The 17,764-nt window shown below is 58.8% G+C and carries 15 protein-coding genes; 3 read left to right on the top strand and 12 right to left on the bottom strand.

Features of this window, described 5'->3' with window-relative positions; all coding sequences use genetic code 11:
* Positions 1-43 precede the first annotated feature (43 nt).
* From LNV06_RS02030 to LNV06_RS02060, 7 genes are all read right to left on the bottom strand, one after another.
* Complete coding sequence (locus tag LNV06_RS02030; RefSeq protein WP_263537486.1) at positions 44-1,507, bottom strand: basic amino acid/polyamine antiporter; 1,464 nt, start codon at positions 1,505-1,507, stop codon at positions 44-46.
* Positions 1,508-1,769: 262 nt separating this feature from the next.
* Positions 1,770-2,333, bottom strand: a complete 564-nt coding sequence (locus LNV06_RS02035) for a lipid-binding SYLF domain-containing protein (protein ID WP_263536572.1) — start codon at positions 2,331-2,333, stop codon at positions 1,770-1,772.
* A 124-nt stretch (positions 2,334-2,457) separates the two neighbouring features.
* The gene (locus LNV06_RS02040; RefSeq protein WP_263536573.1) at positions 2,458-4,098 is read right to left on the bottom strand and encodes a glycosyltransferase family 39 protein; all 1,641 of its coding nucleotides are present in this window, start codon (positions 4,096-4,098) and stop codon (positions 2,458-2,460) included.
* Positions 4,099-4,205: 107 nt separating this feature from the next.
* Positions 4,206-5,327 (bottom strand): 2-oxo acid dehydrogenase subunit E2, encoded by a 1,122-nt coding sequence (locus tag LNV06_RS02045; RefSeq protein ID WP_263536574.1) that lies wholly within the window; start codon positions 5,325-5,327, stop codon positions 4,206-4,208.
* Between the two features lie 51 nt (positions 5,328-5,378).
* The gene (locus LNV06_RS02050; protein WP_263536575.1) at positions 5,379-7,379 is read right to left on the bottom strand and encodes a dehydrogenase E1 component subunit alpha/beta; all 2,001 of its coding nucleotides are present in this window, start codon (positions 7,377-7,379) and stop codon (positions 5,379-5,381) included.
* Positions 7,380-7,530: 151 nt separating this feature from the next.
* On the bottom strand, positions 7,531-8,787 hold the full coding sequence (locus tag LNV06_RS02055) for a pyridoxal-dependent decarboxylase, exosortase A system-associated (RefSeq protein ID WP_411970040.1): 1,257 nt from the start codon (positions 8,785-8,787) through the stop codon (positions 7,531-7,533).
* Between the two features lie 55 nt (positions 8,788-8,842).
* A complete protein-coding gene (locus tag LNV06_RS02060) occupies positions 8,843-10,447 on the bottom strand; it encodes an acyl-CoA ligase (AMP-forming), exosortase A system-associated (RefSeq protein ID WP_263536576.1) in 1,605 nt (534 codons plus the stop codon).
* 107 nt (positions 10,448-10,554) lie between these two features.
* On the opposite strand from LNV06_RS02060, the gene LNV06_RS02065 reads away from it, so the two are divergent.
* Positions 10,555-10,806: an acyl carrier protein gene (locus LNV06_RS02065; protein ID WP_263536577.1), complete on the top strand. Its 252-nt coding sequence runs from the start codon at positions 10,555-10,557 to the stop codon at positions 10,804-10,806.
* Positions 10,807-10,859: 53 nt separating this feature from the next.
* Here the strand turns inward: LNV06_RS02065 and LNV06_RS02070 are convergent, their stop codons facing one another.
* From LNV06_RS02070 to LNV06_RS02090, 5 genes are read right to left on the bottom strand one after another with little or no spacing between them, the layout of a single operon-like run.
* On the bottom strand, positions 10,860-12,119 hold the full coding sequence (locus LNV06_RS02070) for a glycosyltransferase (RefSeq protein ID WP_263536578.1): 1,260 nt from the start codon (positions 12,117-12,119) through the stop codon (positions 10,860-10,862).
* 11 nt (positions 12,120-12,130) lie between these two features.
* Positions 12,131-12,979, bottom strand: coding sequence for a hypothetical protein (locus LNV06_RS02075; RefSeq protein ID WP_263536579.1), 849 nt, complete (start codon positions 12,977-12,979; stop codon positions 12,131-12,133).
* Positions 12,980-13,007: 28 nt separating this feature from the next.
* On the bottom strand, positions 13,008-13,877 hold the full coding sequence (locus LNV06_RS02080; protein WP_263536580.1) for a hydrolase 1, exosortase A system-associated: 870 nt from the start codon (positions 13,875-13,877) through the stop codon (positions 13,008-13,010).
* Positions 13,874-14,743, bottom strand: coding sequence for a hydrolase 2, exosortase A system-associated (locus LNV06_RS02085; RefSeq protein ID WP_263536581.1), 870 nt, complete (start codon positions 14,741-14,743; stop codon positions 13,874-13,876). Before LNV06_RS02085 ends, LNV06_RS02080 begins: the two co-directional genes overlap by 4 nt.
* 3 nt (positions 14,744-14,746) lie before the next feature.
* Positions 14,747-15,016, bottom strand: coding sequence for a phosphopantetheine-binding protein (locus tag LNV06_RS02090; protein WP_263536582.1), 270 nt, complete (start codon positions 15,014-15,016; stop codon positions 14,747-14,749).
* 478 nt (positions 15,017-15,494) lie between these two features.
* Here LNV06_RS02090 and LNV06_RS02095 point away from each other — a divergent pair, with 478 nt between their 5' ends.
* Together LNV06_RS02095 and LNV06_RS02100 are read left to right on the top strand one after the other, a co-directional pair.
* Positions 15,495-16,184 carry a tetratricopeptide repeat protein gene (locus LNV06_RS02095; protein ID WP_263536583.1) on the top strand — a complete coding sequence of 230 codons (690 nt, stop codon included), beginning with the start codon at positions 15,495-15,497 and terminating at the stop codon, positions 16,182-16,184.
* Between the two features lie 117 nt (positions 16,185-16,301).
* Positions 16,302-17,753 carry a lipopolysaccharide biosynthesis protein gene (locus tag LNV06_RS02100; protein ID WP_263536584.1) on the top strand — a complete coding sequence of 484 codons (1,452 nt, stop codon included), beginning with the start codon at positions 16,302-16,304 and terminating at the stop codon, positions 17,751-17,753.
* The last annotated feature ends 11 nt before the right edge of the window (positions 17,754-17,764 follow it).

Raw genomic sequence — 17,764 nt, forward strand, 5'->3', positions numbered from 1 at the left:
TTTCGGTGGCGTGTTGAAGCAATACTTGGCGGCCGGCAAAGAATCAAAGACCCAGCTGCCCGGTCCACAAGAGGTAGGCCGAGATGGCCGCCAGGACCAACAAGGCACAGAGAAGACCCAGCTCCGGCCCACTGAAGGCCCGCCCGCCCCGCTGCCGCTTTGCCATCAAAAAGACCGCAGCCCCCGGCGCATAGAGCAAGGCACTGAGCAGCAAATACTTCAGACCCGCGGCGTAAAGCAGCCAGACGCAATAGAGGCTGGCCAGGGCGGCAATGGCGATCGCTGCTTGGGGCCGTGCCACCTGAGCCTCTGATCCGACGGCGACATCGGTCGCGACGCCAGGATGCGCATGGCGGTCCTGCCAAGCCAGCTTCAGGCCATAGATAGCGCTGAAGAGATAAGGGATCAGGATCATCGCCGTCGAGAGCGAAATCAAGGCCAGATAGGAGGCCTTGGAATACAGCGTGAGCAAAAGGAAGAGCTGCACCATGCCGTTGCTGAGCCACAGCGCGTTGGCGGGCACGCCTTGGGCGTTTTGCCTCGCCAAAGCCGCAGGCATCACACCGCCTCCGGCGGGTGTGAACAAGGATTCGGCCGCCAGCAGCGTCCAAGCCAAGAAGCCGCCACCCACCGACACAATCAGCCCGCCATAGATGGCCAAAGCCCCCCAGGTGCCGACGACCTTCTCGAGAACCGGTGCCATCGACGGGTTCTTCAAGGCGGCCAATTCCGCTTGAGTGAAGATGCCCAATGACAGCAGGGACACGCCCATCAACAAGGCCAGGCAAAGCAGGAAGCCCAGCACCGTCGCGCGGCCCACATCCGCTCTTTGGGCGGCGCGCGCCGAGTAAACGCTGGCTCCCTCAATGCCGATGAAAACCCACACCGTGACCAGCATGGTGCTGCGCACCTGGTCCAACACCGAACCCAGCTCAGGCGTGTCCCAGTAGTTCAGCTGAAAAGTCTTGAGCTGAAAGGCCATGGCCACCAGACCAATGAACAGGAGCAAAGGAATCAGCTTGGCAGCAGTCACCACGGCGTTTAAAACCGCGGCTCCTTGGATGCCCCGCAGCACCATCAAATGCACCGCCCACACCACGATCGAAGCACCGATCACCGCCGCCGGCGTATTGCCCTCGCCAAATGCCGGATAGAAATAGCCCAAGGCAGCAAAGGCGGCGACCAAATAGCCCACATTGCCGATCCAAGCACTGACCCAATAGCCCCAGGCCGCGTTAAAGCCTACATACTCACCGGACAGCGCGCGAGCATAGGCATAGACACCGTTGTCCAAGTCCGGCTTGCGCACGGCCAGCCGCTGGAAGCTCAAAGCCAGCATCAACATGCCCAGGCCGGTGATGCACCAACCGATCACGATGGCCCCGGCTCCCGCACCAGCGGCCATGTTTTGCGGTAAACCAAAAATGCCGCTGCCAATGATGGAGCCCACCACCAGCGCAACCAGCAAACCCAGACCCAGCTTGCTGGCAGGCAAGGCCGAGGCTATCGGCGCTGTGGCCGGCGCAGCGACAGGCCCGGTGTTTGGCAGGGTAGGCTTCGCGCCGCCAAAAGGCGAAGGCACAGCGGCAGGAATGGAAGTTGACACGACAAGATCCTTTCAGGCGTGAAGGCCATGGACTGGCATCTGCACCGGGCTGGGCTGCGCACTTCTTGAAACTGGCATGCGCTCAAGCGCCCGTCGAGCTTGTGTTCGAGCGAGCAAGCCCCACAGGGCCGCTCAGTGATCGGCCCCGAGTTCCAGAAAAGGTTCAGCGCTTGATGCGGCTGATCTTGGTGCCTTCGATACTCAGGCTGGCCATCAAGCCTTGCTGGTCAGTGATGAAGGCATAGGCGTCATCCTTCAGCGTCGAGGTGCTGAGATTCTTGGCCACACCTTCGTTGACGACGACCACACTGGGACCGACACCGAACTCCCAGCCCTTGGTGTCCGCCAGATACTTCACAGCCTTGTCGTTCATCAGAAAGACCACATAGGCGTAGCTCTCGGCCCCCACCTGCCAACCCCAAGAGGCCGACACGGAGTTGAAGTACTCGCTGACCTTGCTGCCCTTCATCAGCACACCTTCGCCATAGCTGCCGCCAAAGACAAGACCGGCTTTGACAATTTTTGGGAAAACCAAAATGGCCTTGGCTTGGCGGCCCAGGGTCTCGGCCGTGGCGTTGCCCCGGTAAAGGCCCTGCAAAGTTTGAGCGGCGTCTTTGTCGAGGTCCTCGGCCGTTGCTGCTTGTGCCTGTGAACCCAAGGCGAGCAGCATGAGCGCGCTCGCGCCAGCCAAGAGCAGTCGATGGATCGCGCGTCGTGATGCAGTCATGTGCTTCCCCTCTGTTTGGCCGATTGCCAAACGCAAGACTAGGTGGGCCGATGACAGAGGTCTGTGCGACAGCGAACAGAAATCGCTCGGAGCGCTGACTCAGCTAAGCTAGCGCCAAACCCATTCAGGAGGGGGCACAAACGCGCCCTGCGCTGCGCCACAGCTGCAAAGCACGCTCACCCGGCACCATGGCTTGCAAACCAGCCAGAGACTCGGACGAGGCCTTGACCTCAGGCAATGCAGACAGGGCTTCACGAGTGCTGACCAACCAGACATTGCCGGAGTGGCAGAGCAGCCCGGCCCGATCTTTTTGCCATAGCACTTGTTGGCCCAGGGTTGGCGCGAATTGGGCGGCGTCGAGCAGTTCCTTGCGCCAGCTGTCGCGTTGCAGCAGTTGCCGATCGGCCCAGTCTTCCACCACGATCACCGGCTGCTGGATGCCGGCATAGAAAGCGAAATCGAAGGGGTAGTTTTGGACGTAGGCGATCCGATCACCTGGCTTCATTTCTTTGGCCAGCACCTGCGCCAAGGGGCTGGTGGACTTGGGCTTTTGATGGGCCACGATTGCAATCGCCGCCACGCAGGCGAGCGCCATGAAAACCAGCACAGCTCGCCACAACCTGGGCGCCAACAATTGAGCCTGGGCACCCGCGCCTGAAACGCAGGCCAGGGCCATCAAGGCAATCCATGGCAGCAAAGCCGGCGCTACATAGCCCGGCAGTTTCGAATTGGGCAAAGAGAAGAAGCCCACGATGACCACACACCACCACAGGTAAAGCCCATAGCGCTCGGCTTCATCGCCACCGCCTCGTTTCATCAAGCCCGAGAAAGTCTGGCGCACAGCCTGACGCAAGGCCGGCCAAGCACGCAAAGACCAGGGCAGAGTCACCAAGGGGAAAAAAGCCAGATAAAACCACCAAGGCTGAGCGTTATTGAAACCCTCACCGGCAAAGCGACGAAAGTGCTGGCCTACGATGAAGTAGTCGAAGAAGCCGTCAAAACGATGCTGCATGGCCAGCATCCAGGGCAAGGCCACCGCTGCGAAGACCAGCAAGCCCAGCGGGTGCAAAAGCCAAAAGACCTGCCGCCAACGGCCTTGCGCCAGCAACCAAGGCCCCAGGATCAAGGCAGGCAGCACCACACCAATCAAGCCCTTGGCCAACACGCCCAGGGCACAAAAGGCCCAGCCCAGAGCCAAGAACGCCCAGGCAGAGCCTCTCCCCAAGCTAGCGTCGGCCCGGCAGGCTTGGTCATGCGCCAAGGCCCTGTACAAGCTCAACACCGCAATACCAATGCAGGAAGCCACGCCCATATCGTGGTTGTTGAACTGGGCACCGTAAAAGAACAGCGGCGTGGTGGCCAACATGGCCAGGCCAACGCGCGCCGTCAGCAAGCCATGCCAGCGACGCAGATGAAAGAAAAACGCCGCCCCCAACAGCCAAGCCATCAAAGCCGGCGCCAATCGCAGCGCGAACTCGTTGATGCCGAACAGATACATGCCGAAGATATCCAGCCAGTACAAGAGCACCGGCTTATGGAAGTACGGCATGCCATTCAAGGTGGGCAACATCCAATCACCACTGAGCAGCATTTCCCGAGCTACTCCGCCATAACGACCTTCGTCAGGTACGGTCAAGGTCCGCAAGCCGAGGGTGCTGAGCAGCCACAGGGCTAGTAAGAGCAACTCACGCGCACCCCCGAAGCGCTGCCCATCTGCGCCTTGGGTCTGGGCCACAGGATCAGAGGTAAAAGGGGGTCGGCTCATGAGTTAGGCAGGGCAAGAAGGAGAACTGAAGAACGGATGGCGAAAGCCCAGGCCCCGATTGAAACGGGGCCTAGGCTCATTGCAAACGAAGTCCGGCTAATCCAGACTCAGGCTGGACGGCTCAACAGTTTGAGGACCTTGACCACATCGGCACCGCTGAGTACTCGGTGATCGTAAGTGGCTCCCAAGATCCCTGTTTGATCATCCACCGCCGTGTGCGCAATCATCAAACTGGTAAACGGCGAAAGCACAGGAATGTGGCGCCCCACCTTCCAGCGCGCCATGCTGGAGAAACTCAGCGTCGCCCCAGTGCACTGCTGAGGCGCGAGCTTGTGCCCAGAGGCCAAGCGCTGCAACTCCACCAATTCGGTGACCAATTGCTGCTTGTTCTTCTGTTCAGCAGCTTGCACCACGGTCAAATACAAAACCTCGGCGACTTGCACCGTAAAGCCAAGATTGACCTGGGCATAGTGATATCGCCCACTGTCCACCATGGTGGCATTGATCTTGGGATGGTCCTTGGCAATTTCGACTAGACGCGCGCCCATCAGCGGCAACAAAGGACTGAACAAGGCACCAGTCTCGGCCTGATGCGCCTTGGCAGCAGCAAGCCATGGGGCCTGCTCATAGCTGATCTCGATATAACCCGGAACCGCATGGTCGCGATGCCAAGTCACCGTCGACAGCATGCCTTTCTCGTGGCTGGCCAGGGCCTGGACCTCGCCCGGCACCGTCATGCTGGCTGCACTGACCTCGCGGCGGGCCGTTGGCGCCGCTGCGGCGCGATTCTTCCCACCTTGTTGTGCGTCGAGGTAACGCTGCACATCGGCGGCGCTCAAGCGCTCGCCCGAGGCGGCAACTTGCTCTGCCTGCAGCCCATGTTGACGCAGCAGGATATTCGCCTTGGCGGTAGGGGCTGCTGCGCCAGAAGCGGCAGAACCATGCGCAGCACGCTGATCGCGAGCGGAGCTCTTGGGGACTTCCTCGTCAGCCGTCTCGCCCAACCAAAGCAGCACCGAGCCGACGCGCAGCTGTTCGTCCACCTGACCCAACACAGCCAGCACATAGCCCCCAGCATGGGCTTCAACTTCCACCACCGCCTTGTCGGTCTCGACTTCTGCGATCACATCTCCGGCCGCCACCAAGCTTCCGACGGCGGCTGACAGCGAAACTAGCTTGACCTCATCGTCATTGTTGTTGACACGGGGAACGTTGATCGCAATGGCCATGGTGAAGAACTCTCAGAAATTAGGATAGTGAAGCCGCAAACTTAGCGTGCTTCAAAGCAGGTCGAGCACGCTGGCCACAATGGTGGCATCGTCGATCATTTGGGCGAACTCAAGGCTACGGGCTGCCGCGATCGGCACCGGCGGCAGGCCCAAGCGACCCACCGTTCCCTTGTAGCCCGCTTCCGCCAGCGATGCCAACAACTCGGCGCTGACGCCGTACTCATGGTGCGATTCCTCCACCACCAGAATGCAGTCGCGTTCCAGCAGCAAAGGCAGCAAGGTGTGGCGTGGCCAGGGCGCCAGCAGACTCGGGGCAATGATCTCCACTTGCAACTCTTCTTCGGCTTCGAGCCTTGCAGCGGCCCGCTCCACATGCGGCAACATACCGCCGAAGCTGAGCAGGGTCACATCGGGCGTGTCGCCGGATGCACGCTGAAGCGTCGGGAACAAAACCGCGCCCGGATCCGCCGAATGTGCCGGCAATTCAACATAGTCCTTCGGATCTTGCGCTTCCGAATAGAGCAGTTTGTGCTCCATAAAGACCGTCGGATTCGGCCAAGCCGTCACCGCATTGACCAGCAATTGCCCGACATTGTGTCGATGGCTACCGTAGACAACACTCAGGCCGGGAATGGAGACAAGAATGTTCTCTGGGCTCTGGCTATGGGTGGGCCCATAGCCGCGACGACCACCGGCTGGAGCGCGCACTACGATGGGCACCTCGGTATCGGGAAACATGCCGGGGAACTTGACCGCGTGGTTGTAGAGCTGGTCCACCGTCAAGGTCAGGAAGTCGGCGAACATAATCTCCACGACCGGCCTCATGCCCGCCAAGGCGAGTCCAATGCCGGCGCCGGTGATCCCCGCTTCGCTGATAGGCGTGGACAGCACTCGCCCCTCGAAGGCCGAGGACAAACCTGCCGTGACTTTGAAGGCGCCACCATAGGGTTCGTGCAAGTCCTCACCCAGAACCACAACTCTGGGGTCATGCTGCAACAAGTCCCGCAAAGCCAGATTGATCGCCGTGCGAACATTGGGCTGCTTGGCCGCTTGCATCGGTGCCGTGCTCGCGACCGGCTCGCGCAAGCAATGCTCGCGCAGGCTCTCAAACTGCGCTTCGGGCGAGGCCATGGCCAGCGCTTCTGAGGCAGCCACATGGGCTTTGATACTCGCGTCCAATTGATCCGCCTGAGCCTCGTCCAGCTGACGACGCAAGGCCATCAGCGGGTCGCGTCTGGCGATTTGCTGCTTGAGTTCTTCAGGGCGCAAATCGTCGCCCTTGCTGTGCGGGCCGAGTCGCTGCGTATTGATGCAAAGGAAACCCGCGCCTGGGCTGGCCCGCATCGACTTCACCACGGCTTCGGCTTGAGCCAAGAAGTCGGGGGCGGCGTCGTCCAACTCCCAGCTGCGAAGACCAAACGCTTGGCCTCGCGCCAATATGCTGCCGCCCAGCGAGTACGAGGTCTCGGTGGTTTGCGCAATGCCGTTGTTTTCCACAACGAACAACACCGGCAGCTTCCAGATGGCGGCCAGATTCATGCTCTCGTAGAGCAAGCCCTCGCCCAAGGTGCCGTCACCGATCATCACGGTGACCAAGCCTTGTGAGCCGCGTTGCTGCAGCGCCATGGCCAGGCCCACACCGATGCCGGTCATACCCGCTTGAACCCCATTGCTGTGGAAATGCCGGTAGGCCATGTGTTGGCTGCCACCATAGCCGCCGCAAACACCGGCCTCACGGCCCATAACCTCAGCCAAGAGACCGGTCACATTGCCGCTATAGGTCAAGAAATGGCCATGGTTGCGGTGATTTGACAGCACCACATCATCCGCATGATCCAAAGCACGTACCACGGACATCTGGCACAGCTCTTGCCCCAAGCAGGTGTGGGTCGTGCCCGACAGCAAGCCGCGCCCGAACAGGTCCAACAAAGTGGTTTCGGTCTGACGCAAGAGTTGGCCATAGCTGTAAGAGTCAGCAAGGTCCAGGGCAATCTTGGGTTTGCCGTGGGCATCTAACTCAAAGGGCAAGTCAGCAGTGGAGACGTTTTTCATGCGCGGGATTAGACCTCATTAGCAAGACCGAGCCGACTCATGCGGTGAGACATCGGCACTTTGACTTGGGAAAAATTAACTCTTTCGGCTGAATACTGACCGTGCAGTCACACAGGACGGCTCGGCCCTCCTGCTCCATGCAAAGCCGGACTTAAACCAACACTTCCACCACGGGCGCATGACCCAAAAAGGCTTGCGGGCTGGCGCTGGCACCGTAGGCACCGGACTGGAAGACAACGGCGAAGTCGCCCTCTCGAGCGAGCGGCAGCTCCATGCGATCGGCCAGCAGATCAAGCGGCGTGCACAAAGGCCCGACCACCGATGCAACTTCTCGCTCACTCTGACTCAAGCGATTACCGATGGTGACCGGGTAATTCTTGCGAATCACTTGGCCGAAATTGCCTGAGGCGGACAAATGATGGTTCAAGCCACCGTCGGTCACCAAGAAGACCTGCCCGCGCGAGATCTTCCGGTCCAAGATGCGAGTGACATAGACCCCAGCCTCACCCACGAAATAGCGGCCCAACTCGATCACCAACTTGGCCTCTGGCATCTCTTGTCGGGCGCGGGCTTGCAAAGCGGCCAGATTCTCACCGATCGACTGCAGGTCCAAGCGTTGTTCGCCTGGGAAGTACGGGATACCAAAGCCGCCGCCCAAATTCAAGAAACGGACGGGCGAAGGAGCCAACGCGGCCAGACGCAAGGCCAAGTCGAAGGACTTCTGCTGAGCCTCGCAAATTGCTTCCGGGCGCAAATTTTGAGAGCCCGCGAACAAATGAAAGCCCTCAAAGACCAAACCGCGCCGGGGCAACTCGGCCAACAATTCGGGTAGCTGCTCCACGTCAACGCCGAACTGCTTAGGCCCCCCCCCCATCTTCATGCCCGAGCCCTTGAGCTCGAAGTCCGGATTGACACGCACCGCTACCCGAGCCGGCAAACCGATCTGCTCGGAGATGCGCCCAAGAAGGTGAACCTCGCGCATCGACTCCACATTGATCAAGACTCGCGAAGCCACCGCTTGGCGCAACTCTTGTTCACGCTTGCCCGGGCCGGCGAAGCTGATGTCATGTGGCACAGCGCCGGCATCCAACGCGACCTTAAGCTCACCCGCTGATGCCACGTCAATGCCATCAACCAAGCCGGCCATCAAAGCCACAACGGCAGGCATTGGATTCGCCTTCATGGCGTAGTGCAGCTCAATGCCGGCCGGCAAGGCCTGACGCAAACTTGCGACCCGGTCTTTCAAGAGCTGGCGATCGTAGGCATAAAAAGGCGTTTGACCGACACGCTCCGCCAACACGGACAAGCGCTCACCGCCGATCACCAACTCGCCATCACGCTGCGCAAACTGCGACATGCTCACATGCTCTGGCGCTCGCTTAGGAATGATCGGATCTTGAACGGACATGGTCTGACTCTCTTCGGTTGATGCGGTGGACAGGACTTGCAAGTCCTGCCCGTACTCAGGATTGCTGGCGCTCAAGCCAAGCGGTAGACAATAGCTTGCGATCAATTTTGCCGTTAGGGTTGCGCGGCAAAGGCCCGGCCTGGAGTTCGAAACCTGCCGGAACCATATAGGCCGGCATGCGCTGGCGGCAGTCCAGCTGCAAAGCCGCCAGATCCACACCCGTCGCTCCGGGAGGCGCGGTCACGATGACTTGAATGGCCTGTCCCAGCGTGGGGTGGTCCACACCAAAAGCCACACACTCGCCGACCCGCTGGGTGGCGTACAAGATCTCTTCAACCTCCGTGGGGCTGACGCGATAGCCCGAGGTCTTCATCATTTCGTCGCGCCGGCCAATGAAGTACAAAAAGCCTTCGCTGTCGCGCCGCACTGTATCGCCTGAAAACACCGCGTACTCAGGCAACTGCAAGCCAGTGGCACGACCGGCCGTGCCAGCGGGCAGGAGCTTGTACCGCTCGGCGGTTTTTTCCGCGTCGTTCCAATAGCCCTGCCCCACCAAGGCTCCGCGATGCACCAACTCCCCGGGTTCATCCACATCACAGGGGCTGCCGTCCTCCCGAAGGACCGAGATCTCGGCATTGGGAATGGCCTTGCCAATGGAGTCCGGACGGCGATCGACTTCGCTGGGCGGCAAATAAGTGGAACGGAAAGCCTCGGTCAGGCCATACATCAGAAACGGCAAACTCTTGGGCGCACGCTTGCGCAGCGCGTCCAGTGTTTCCCGAGGCATGCGTCCCCCGGTGTTGGCGAAATAGCGCAAATGCTCGGTGATTGACGCCGGCCACTCCAGTTGGGAAAGCTGGATGTACAGCGGCGGCACGGCCGTCAATCCCGTCACACGCTCACGCTCCATGGCCTTGAGCACATCACGCGGCAACAAATAGTTCAACAATACGACGCGTGCCCCCACATGGAAGGCCGTCGTCAACTGACTGAAACCGGCATCAAACGACAGCGGCAGCGCGGCCAGCAAAGTGTCTTGCGCAGTGTTCTCTAGGTATGAAGCCACGCTCTTGGCGCCAGCCACCATATTGCGATGCGACAGGACCACACCCTTGGGACGCCCCGTGCTACCCGAGGTGTACAGGATGGCACAGATATCCGTATCGATGACACGGTGGCCGTCATGCACAGGCGTTTGCAAAAGCTGAGTCCAGTCGTGCAAGCCCACGCCTTCGGGCAAGACCGGCGGCTGCGCCGCCGGCGCGGTCAACACAATGTGCTTGACGCTTGGGCAAGCCGGCAACTGCGACAGCAGCAGGTCCAAACGCTCAGGCGAAGTCAGCAACACCTGCACATCGCAATCGCGCGCAATAAAGGCCACCTGTTCCGCCTTTAAGAGCGGATTCATCGGCACAAAAACGCCACCAGCGGCCGGGGCGGCAAAGCTGGCCACCACCGTTTCAAAGCGCTTTTCAAGATAGATCCCGACCCGCTCGCCGCGGCCCAAGCCGAGGGACAACAGGGCTGCAGCCGCGTGGGACACCTGCGCCTGCAACTGGCCATAACTGAGCGTTTGCCCGCCATAGCTCAAAGCCGCCGCATCGGGCGTTCGCAGCGCACTCCGAGAGATCAATTCATGCAAGAGTGAGGAATCATTCATGGGCAGATGGGGTCAAGATAGAAGGCCGTCAATCGCTTAGCAGCGGCACAAGGGCGCACGCCACTAGAATCGCCGGAGTTTTTTGCTACCGACACAGAGGATTATTCATGGACACCAAGCAGGTGCTGCGCTCATTGCTGGATGAAACGTTAAATCTGGAGGGTCGAGCCCAAGCTTTCAATGAAGCGACCCCCTTGCTCGGCGCGCTGCCAGAAATGGATTCCATGGGTGTGGTCTCACTGCTGACCGCGTTTGAGGACAAACTGGGCTTCTCGGTCGACGATGACGAAATTGACGGCTCGGTTTTCCAAACTTTCGGAACTCTACTCAGCTTTGTTCAAGGCAAATTGGGGCAGTAATTCGCGCCAAGCCTCGCAAGCGCCGAGGCCTGACACCTGATTCAGATGCAGCCTCAGGCGCCACGCCCCAAACCCTCCAGCAAGGCCGCCAGTTCGGCGGTACGCGCCCGGCGAGAATTGGCCGAGGCTACTTCTGGCTGCACTCCTTGCGCCTGTCCTGAGCGCAACTGACTCAGGAAGCGGGTCAAGCCGGCCTCGATGTCATGCTCGTCGGCGATGTTGACGATGTCGTCTGCACCGCCGCGACGCAGCGCTTGAGCCGTGTTGCCCTGCGGATCCGTCAGGCTGAAGATCGGGCGGCCGGCTCGGAAGTACTCGTATAACTTGGCCGGCACTTGATGGTTGCACATAGCTGCTTGAAACAGCAGCAATCCATCGGCGCAAAGCATCTCCCGCAGGGCATCGCGGTAAGCAATAGGCGGCGCAAGTTCAATCAGATCTGAGATGCCGTATTCACTCAGCATCTCTCGATATGCGCCGTCGCTACCCGTCGCCCGCAGGACAATGCGCAAGCTGTCAGCTCCCACTTGCCCGGCATCCCGCATTCGGCGCAGCGCCGAGAAAAACGGCCGAGGGTCCCGCTCCTGCGGGTAGAGAATGCCGCTATGGATCAGAGTCAGCTGACCTGTATGCCCCAAAGGCCGAGGCACGAAGTCGCGCTCGGCATCGCGAAAGTTCTCCTCGTCGTAGCCGTTTTCGATAACGGCCCATTTGGCAGCCGACTGCTCGGGATAACGCTCCGCGTACATCTCACGCGTGCCTTCGGTCGTAAACACCACCTTGCTGGCTCGACGAACCATCTTTTGCTCTAAGCGCCGATTGCTACGCCAGGTCTGAGGATCACTCGGGTAGCCCGGCTCAGTGATGGAGTCACGACAATCAGCGATCCAGGGCAGTCCACTCAATCGCGCCAGCGTATGCCCAATCATGTGGGCCGTGGTGATGGGGCAGGTCGAGAAAATCGCCGCCGGCTGGTGCCGACGAATCATTTGCATACCCGTCCAGACACCCGCTGGCCACCAAGTCACCCATCGATCTGGTTGCGCCATCCAACCCAGATAGCGGCCCTTGAATGAAAGATCGCGCGCAGTATTGAACGCAAACGCCCGCTCCACCACCATGCCGGAGGGTATCTCACCCATTTGGTCATCACTGACCGACTCATGCACACCGGGACTAACCGTCAAAATCAACGGTTCCCAACCATGCTCTCGCAAATAGTTTGAAAATTTCAGCGTGCGTTGGATGCCACTGCTGCCTTTGACCGGCGGATAGTGAAACGCAACCATCAGGATTTTCTTGTTGTTATCCATCACTGGGGCTTTCAAAGGTCCAGAGCCATGGTCTCGGAGTACAAGTAGTCAATCTGTGCGTCGTTCAAACTGGGACTCAAGTACACCTTGGGGTTGAAGCCACTGCGCAGCTTGTGCAGCCCCGGGATGTCGTCGAGAAAGCGCCGCTCCACATGGGTGCTGACCATGCCGCGCAAGAGCAGATGCCCGCCCAGCGCCGAAAACTTCTCGCTGAACAACTGCGGGTCGCTCAGGTAGAGCACTTCCGCCGAAGGCAGCCGCTTGAAACTGCGGCGTTTGTAGATGACGTGGCAGATTTGCGCGCCCTTTTTCAAGAGCACATGCTGTAACCACGGGAATCGCGAATGGTCCCGATAGATGCGCAATGCCTCACCATCCAAGCTTGCCTCGATGTCAGCCGACTGACTGATCAGCTGGACCCCCAAACTCAAGGCGGGCCGATTAAGAATCACAGCCACTTGTTCGTCGAGTTCCTTGAACTTAAAAAACTTTAAAGTGGCACCGACCACCTTGGTGGGTGAGAAATCAGTGAAATGCCAGCCCGGTTGACTGACCACGCTCATGGCCAGACGCATGCTTTGCTGACGGAAGGCATCCAGCACGCACCAACTGGTGATATTGCAAAAACGCTCGGCCTTGCCACCGATCACCCGATCGGCGTAATAGGCGCCAATGCCGCCCACGATTTGCCCTTCATTGCGCACGACAAACCCGTAATTGGGCTGCTCGGCCGACCAATTCGTTCTCAGCCCTTGGGCCCACTCTTCAGCGGAACGCGAAGACTGCAAATGCTGGTGCAAAAACTGCGCAAATTCAGGCAAGGTGGCGTCCGTCACCGGCTCGATCAGAGGTCTGGCCATATGTCCCTAAATAAATCGTATCGTCTCTTCAAGGCCAGGCCTTGAGCCAATCCACGCCCCAAGTGACCACCTGATTGCGCTGTGCGGCCGACGAGAAGGTGTGGTCCCCTTCCGCAAAGTCGTGTCGCGTCAACGCTTTGCTGGCCAACATTTGTTGCCAGTTGGAGTCAGTCTCGATCAGCTGTTCAAACTCACGAGCGATCAGGTCGCGCCCGCTGAGCACCAACATCACCGGCCCCGCAAAACGGTTAAAGCCAGCAAACAAGCGCTCAGGCAAGCTGCTACCGCCCAAGTCTTCGTTGTGCGACCCGCCCCCCGAGACGTTTTGAGCACCGGCCCTCGCCTTTTGCATCAAACCCAGCGCCGACTTCACCGACGCGAAAGGATTGAAGCGCAGACTCAGCACTTTGCGCCAAAAGCTAGGCTCCAACAGCCGCTGCAGATAGTAAAAGCGCAAGATCGCCTTGGCCTCGCCCTCTTCGGTTCGCACCCAAGGGTTGAGCAGCACCAAACCTTTGATGCGGGGGTCTCGGTGGGCATAGAACAAGATGGCGGAGGACGCATCGCACTCGCCCCAGAGCACCAACTCTTTCAAGCCCGGAGAGATCGCAAAGAAATGGTCGATGGCTGCGCGGATATCCGCGCCGACATCCTCGAAACCGCGAAAACTCCCGTGGGCATCGCCCATGCCGCGATAGTCAAACCGAAACACTGGGTAGCCTTCGGCACACAAATGCCGGGACCAGAGCGTCAACTGCCGATGCCCGCCGGCCCGATATTGAGGGCCCCCACCGACCACAAACAGCACACCGCGCGTCTGAGCCACACCCTCGGGCTGATGAAGAATGCCGACCAGGGAGTCTCCATCACAGGGGAACGAGAAAGCAGTTTCACTCATGCCGACACCAACGCTTCAGCTGCGCTATTCATCCATGCGCAGGTCTTCTCCAGCAAATCAGGCGCCACGGCCCGCTCATGAACCTGCCAAAAAGCGGGCCCGATATAAGCCTGTCCATCCACCTTCACACCGGCCTGCTGCCAAGCATTGACCAAGGCTTGGTTCGGAGCGGACAACTCTTGCTTATCTGCGCTGGCTTGCTCCACCCATAACACACGGTTGTTCTGCAAAGGCTGATATGCAGCTAGTTTCAGGCCATCCAGAACCGCGGTGAGTTGGGGGTGCAAGGCATAGCCTGCAACTTCCAAAGTGTCCCCCTGAGACAACAAGGCTCGCATCGATTGGGTGGTCTCTTTGGGCAAATCGGGCCGATCCAGTTGTGCCGCCATACGCACACGCAGGAATTGCGTCAAATGGATCTTGCCGTCCAAGACGGGCTGCCAAAGGAGCAAATCAGCATTCGGCACTTCGGCGCCCATTTGCGCCGCAAGAATCGCCCCCAGACGAACGCCCCAGATCACTTGCACAGGCGCCTGCAGATGCAACAGATGCCGCAAAGCACACCTTACATCCGCTTGCCACAACTCCCAGCGGGCATCGCCATGATCACCTTCACTGTCACCAGTGCCTGTGAGATCCAGAACCAAGGTCGCCAAGCCCCGGGCAGCGAAAGCCTGGGCCTGTAACGTCACCATGCTCCGGCAGCGATTCATTTCCTCATTGAAACCCTGCAGACAAAGCACAGAGCCGCGCAATGCAGGCTGACCCGGGCCGGGACGATGAAGCACTGAAAACAAACGCCCAACCGAGCCGTCTAGAAACTTCGGTTCGACCACGACGGGGCCCCCGCCCCACTGCAGACTCATCGATCAGCCCTGCGCCTTACGACTCAGCAAGTAATCTGCCATCAAGTCGAGACTACCCAAGTTGTCGATGGTGAAGTCTTCGCTGGCGATGCGAAAGTCATAAGCCTGCTCAAACCAGGAAATCAGCTCCAACAAACCTGCCGAATCGATCAAGCCCGAGGCCGGCAAAATCTCGTCTGCCAACAAATCGCTGGCGTCGAGGTCCAGGCTGGACGCGATTCTGACGACTTCAGCCTTGATGGCCGCAACGATGTCACTCTTGTTCAATGTCATATGGGATCGAGTCAATAAATCTAAAAATGCGCAAGCAACGGAATCAGCCAAGTAGCAATCGAGTGGTCAACGCCAACATTGAGTCAAACCTGAGCAATCGCCGTCACCACAAACGCCGGCGATTCTCGCATTGGGGCGTGTTGAATCTCGATCAATTTACGCGATCCAGGACCCCGCCAAAGAGCAAAGCCCCATGGATTCGTGGCAAACATGAGAAATTCACAGGTCAAGTGGGCTACACCGGCCCTAAGCTACCGACACTATCGGGGATCCTCGATGTGCATTCGCCAGTTCAATTCCGGCAGATTACTGCCGGCATAATGATTCATACAGCCAGACGAGGCTCAGCCCATTGCCACGTGCTAGTTTGTGCGCCACTCTGTACTTACAAAGCTAGCAGCTTGACCTAAATTTTCAACCCACTCCAATTGACGCCAAGTGTTGGCAAAACATGGGCACAGCACCCAACGCAATTCACATGAACATTGAGAATATTCACAGGCCATTGGAGGGGGATGCTTCGACTCCAATGCTGACAAAAACGTTCAAGTCCGCTCTCTGTTTTTTGGCTTTGCTTTCGGCGACGGTTTCAGTCCAGGCACAAAACGAGACCTGCGGTCCGCTGACCAACGCATACGGCCCTTTCAATTACCGGACCCAATACGAACAAATCAAAGTCGTAGAGGCCTTCCACTTCAACGCCGACGTGGCAAATTTACGCCGAGGCATGACGGGATCCATGGCCAGCGACCTTGATTACACCTTGCGTGCAAGCCCCAATCACAGTAAAGCCTTAATCGCGATGATGCGCCTGGCTGAGCGCCAAAAGACCGAAAAGCCGGTAGGTTCCAGCTATTCCGTTGAATGCTGGTTCGACCGAAGCCTTCGCTTCAGCCCCAACGACGCGATCGTCCGCATGATCTTTGCAGACTACCTGGGGAAAAGAAATCGCAAGGCAGAGGCCATCCAACAATTGGATAAAGTCATCGAACAAGGGATTGATAGCCCCTTGACTCATTACAACCTGGGCTTAATTTTTGTCGACCTTGGCGAGTTCGATCGCGCGCTGGAGCAGGCTCAAGTCGCTTACGAAATGGGCATTCAGCAACCCACCCTGAAAGCACGCCTTCAAGCGGCCGGCAAGTGGCAAGAAACCCCCTCGCAATGAGCGTACCGAACTCCTCAACCGGTAGCTCAATGCCCGCACGGCGCCCCACCCCATCTTCAGCAGTTCAACCGAGCTTGGCGGAAATGGCAGCCGACAGTTTCGGTAAGGATAGCCCAAATGAGCACTCGTAGAGCGCTGATGTTCTCCTTCCTGGAGCGATACAGCGGCTTGGTGATTGCTATCGCTTCCTCAATGGCGATTGCCCGCCTCCTTGCGCCCGAAGACCTGGGAGTGTTTTCGGTGGCCATGGCCTTACTGATGCTGTCCGCCACCGTGCGAGACATGGGTGCAGGACAGTACGTCGTCCAAGCCAAGGAACTGACCCGCGAAAGCTTGAAGGCAGTCTGGACGATTCAGCTGTGTGTGGGCTTTGGCCTTGCCCTTCTGATTGCCATTTTGGCCTGGCCTGCTGCCGCCTTCTACCGCGAACCTCGAATCGCCAGTATTTTGTTCATCACTGCAGCGTCCTACCTCTTCAACCCGGTTGGCTCCATTACCTATGCCCTGTTGATGCGGGATATGGCTTTCGGCAAGCTGGCGACCATGCGACTATCGGCCGCCGTGGTTGGAGCCGTCGTCTCCATAGGCCTCGCGGCGAAAGGCCATGGTCCGGTCAGTTTGGCCTGGGGGAATTTCGCCAGCATTTTGACCAATGCCTTGGTGGCCCAATTCTTTCGGCCAGGCGCGCTGCCCTGGGGACTGAACTTTCAAGGTACCCGCGAAGTCTTGAGTTTTGGCAGCCGCATCACGGGCACGGCCCTGATCAATACTTTGATGGTATCTACGCCAGACTTCGCACTGGGCAAGCTTCAAGGCATGGTCGCGGCCGGTCTGTACAGCCGAAGCAATGGCCTAGTCTCCATGTTTTCACGCTTGGTGACAGACGCCGTGTATGGCGTGTCACTGGCACTTTTTTCTTCATTGCGGAGAGAAAACCAAGACGTACGTCCCGGTTTTTTTCAAGCGATGAGCTACATCATCGTTTTGAATTGGGCGTTTTCATTGGGATTGATGCTGCTGGCCAGCCCTGTCACGCGACTACTCTACGGGCACCAATGGGATGACTCCGTCGAACTTACTCGATGGCTGGCCTTAGCGGGCGCGCTGACTGCACCAGTTCCGATTTGCATTGCCAGTTGCACCGGCCTCGGTCGCGCCGATGTCGTCCTCAAGACTTCTGCTTTGTCCGGCCTTCTCTCCGCCATCGGCGCATTGTGCGGAGCCTATGTGAGCCTTCGTTGCATGGGCATTGGCATTGTGTTTGCCTCGGGCCTTGGAGCTTTGGCATGGATCAGGGCCACGCAACAGGTGGTCGATTTTGAATGGGGACCGATGATCAAGATCTTGCTCAATTGCGGCTTTGTGGCTATGGCTAGCGCGGTCATTCCACTGGTCGTCATGCTGCATTTTGGTTGGACGCCTTCTCAGCCCATCGTGCCTTTGATCCTTGCGACTGCAGGGGCTGCGATGACGCTACTGCTCGCCCTGATTCTGAGCAAACACCCTTTGTCGCAGGAAGTGACAAGAACCTTCCGTCGCAAATCAAGCGCTGCCACGCACTCCTCTTGAATTCACTGAAT

The organism is Paucibacter sp. Y2R2-4 (genome assembly GCF_025717535.1).
In the GTDB taxonomy this organism is placed as follows: domain Bacteria; phylum Pseudomonadota; class Gammaproteobacteria; order Burkholderiales; family Burkholderiaceae_C; genus Paucibacter_A.

Bases quoted from the DNA above. Each gene is read 5' to 3' on its own strand.
- LNV06_RS02035 (WP_263536572.1), bottom strand. From the start codon at position 2,333: ATGACTGCATCACGACGCGCGATCCATCGACTGCTCTTGGCTGGCGCG.
- LNV06_RS02040 (WP_263536573.1), bottom strand. From the start codon at position 4,098: ATGAGCCGACCCCCTTTTACCTCTGATCCTGTGGCCCAGACCCAAGGC.
- LNV06_RS02045 (WP_263536574.1), bottom strand. From the start codon at position 5,327: ATGGCCATTGCGATCAACGTTCCCCGTGTCAACAACAATGACGATGAG.
- LNV06_RS02050 (WP_263536575.1), bottom strand. From the start codon at position 7,379: ATGAAAAACGTCTCCACTGCTGACTTGCCCTTTGAGTTAGATGCCCAC.
- LNV06_RS02055 (WP_411970040.1), bottom strand. From the start codon at position 8,787: ATGTCCGTTCAAGATCCGATCATTCCTAAGCGAGCGCCAGAGCATGTG.
- LNV06_RS02060 (WP_263536576.1), bottom strand. From the start codon at position 10,447: ATGAATGATTCCTCACTCTTGCATGAATTGATCTCTCGGAGTGCGCTG.
- LNV06_RS02065 (WP_263536577.1), top strand. From the start codon at position 10,555: ATGGACACCAAGCAGGTGCTGCGCTCATTGCTGGATGAAACGTTAAAT.
- LNV06_RS02070 (WP_263536578.1), bottom strand. From the start codon at position 12,119: ATGGATAACAACAAGAAAATCCTGATGGTTGCGTTTCACTATCCGCCG.
- LNV06_RS02075 (WP_263536579.1), bottom strand. From the start codon at position 12,979: ATGGCCAGACCTCTGATCGAGCCGGTGACGGACGCCACCTTGCCTGAA.
- LNV06_RS02080 (WP_263536580.1), bottom strand. From the start codon at position 13,877: ATGAGTGAAACTGCTTTCTCGTTCCCCTGTGATGGAGACTCCCTGGTC.
- LNV06_RS02085 (WP_263536581.1), bottom strand. From the start codon at position 14,743: ATGAGTCTGCAGTGGGGCGGGGGCCCCGTCGTGGTCGAACCGAAGTTT.
- LNV06_RS02090 (WP_263536582.1), bottom strand. From the start codon at position 15,016: ATGACATTGAACAAGAGTGACATCGTTGCGGCCATCAAGGCTGAAGTC.
- LNV06_RS02095 (WP_263536583.1), top strand. From the start codon at position 15,495: ATGAACATTGAGAATATTCACAGGCCATTGGAGGGGGATGCTTCGACT.
- LNV06_RS02100 (WP_263536584.1), top strand. From the start codon at position 16,302: ATGAGCACTCGTAGAGCGCTGATGTTCTCCTTCCTGGAGCGATACAGC.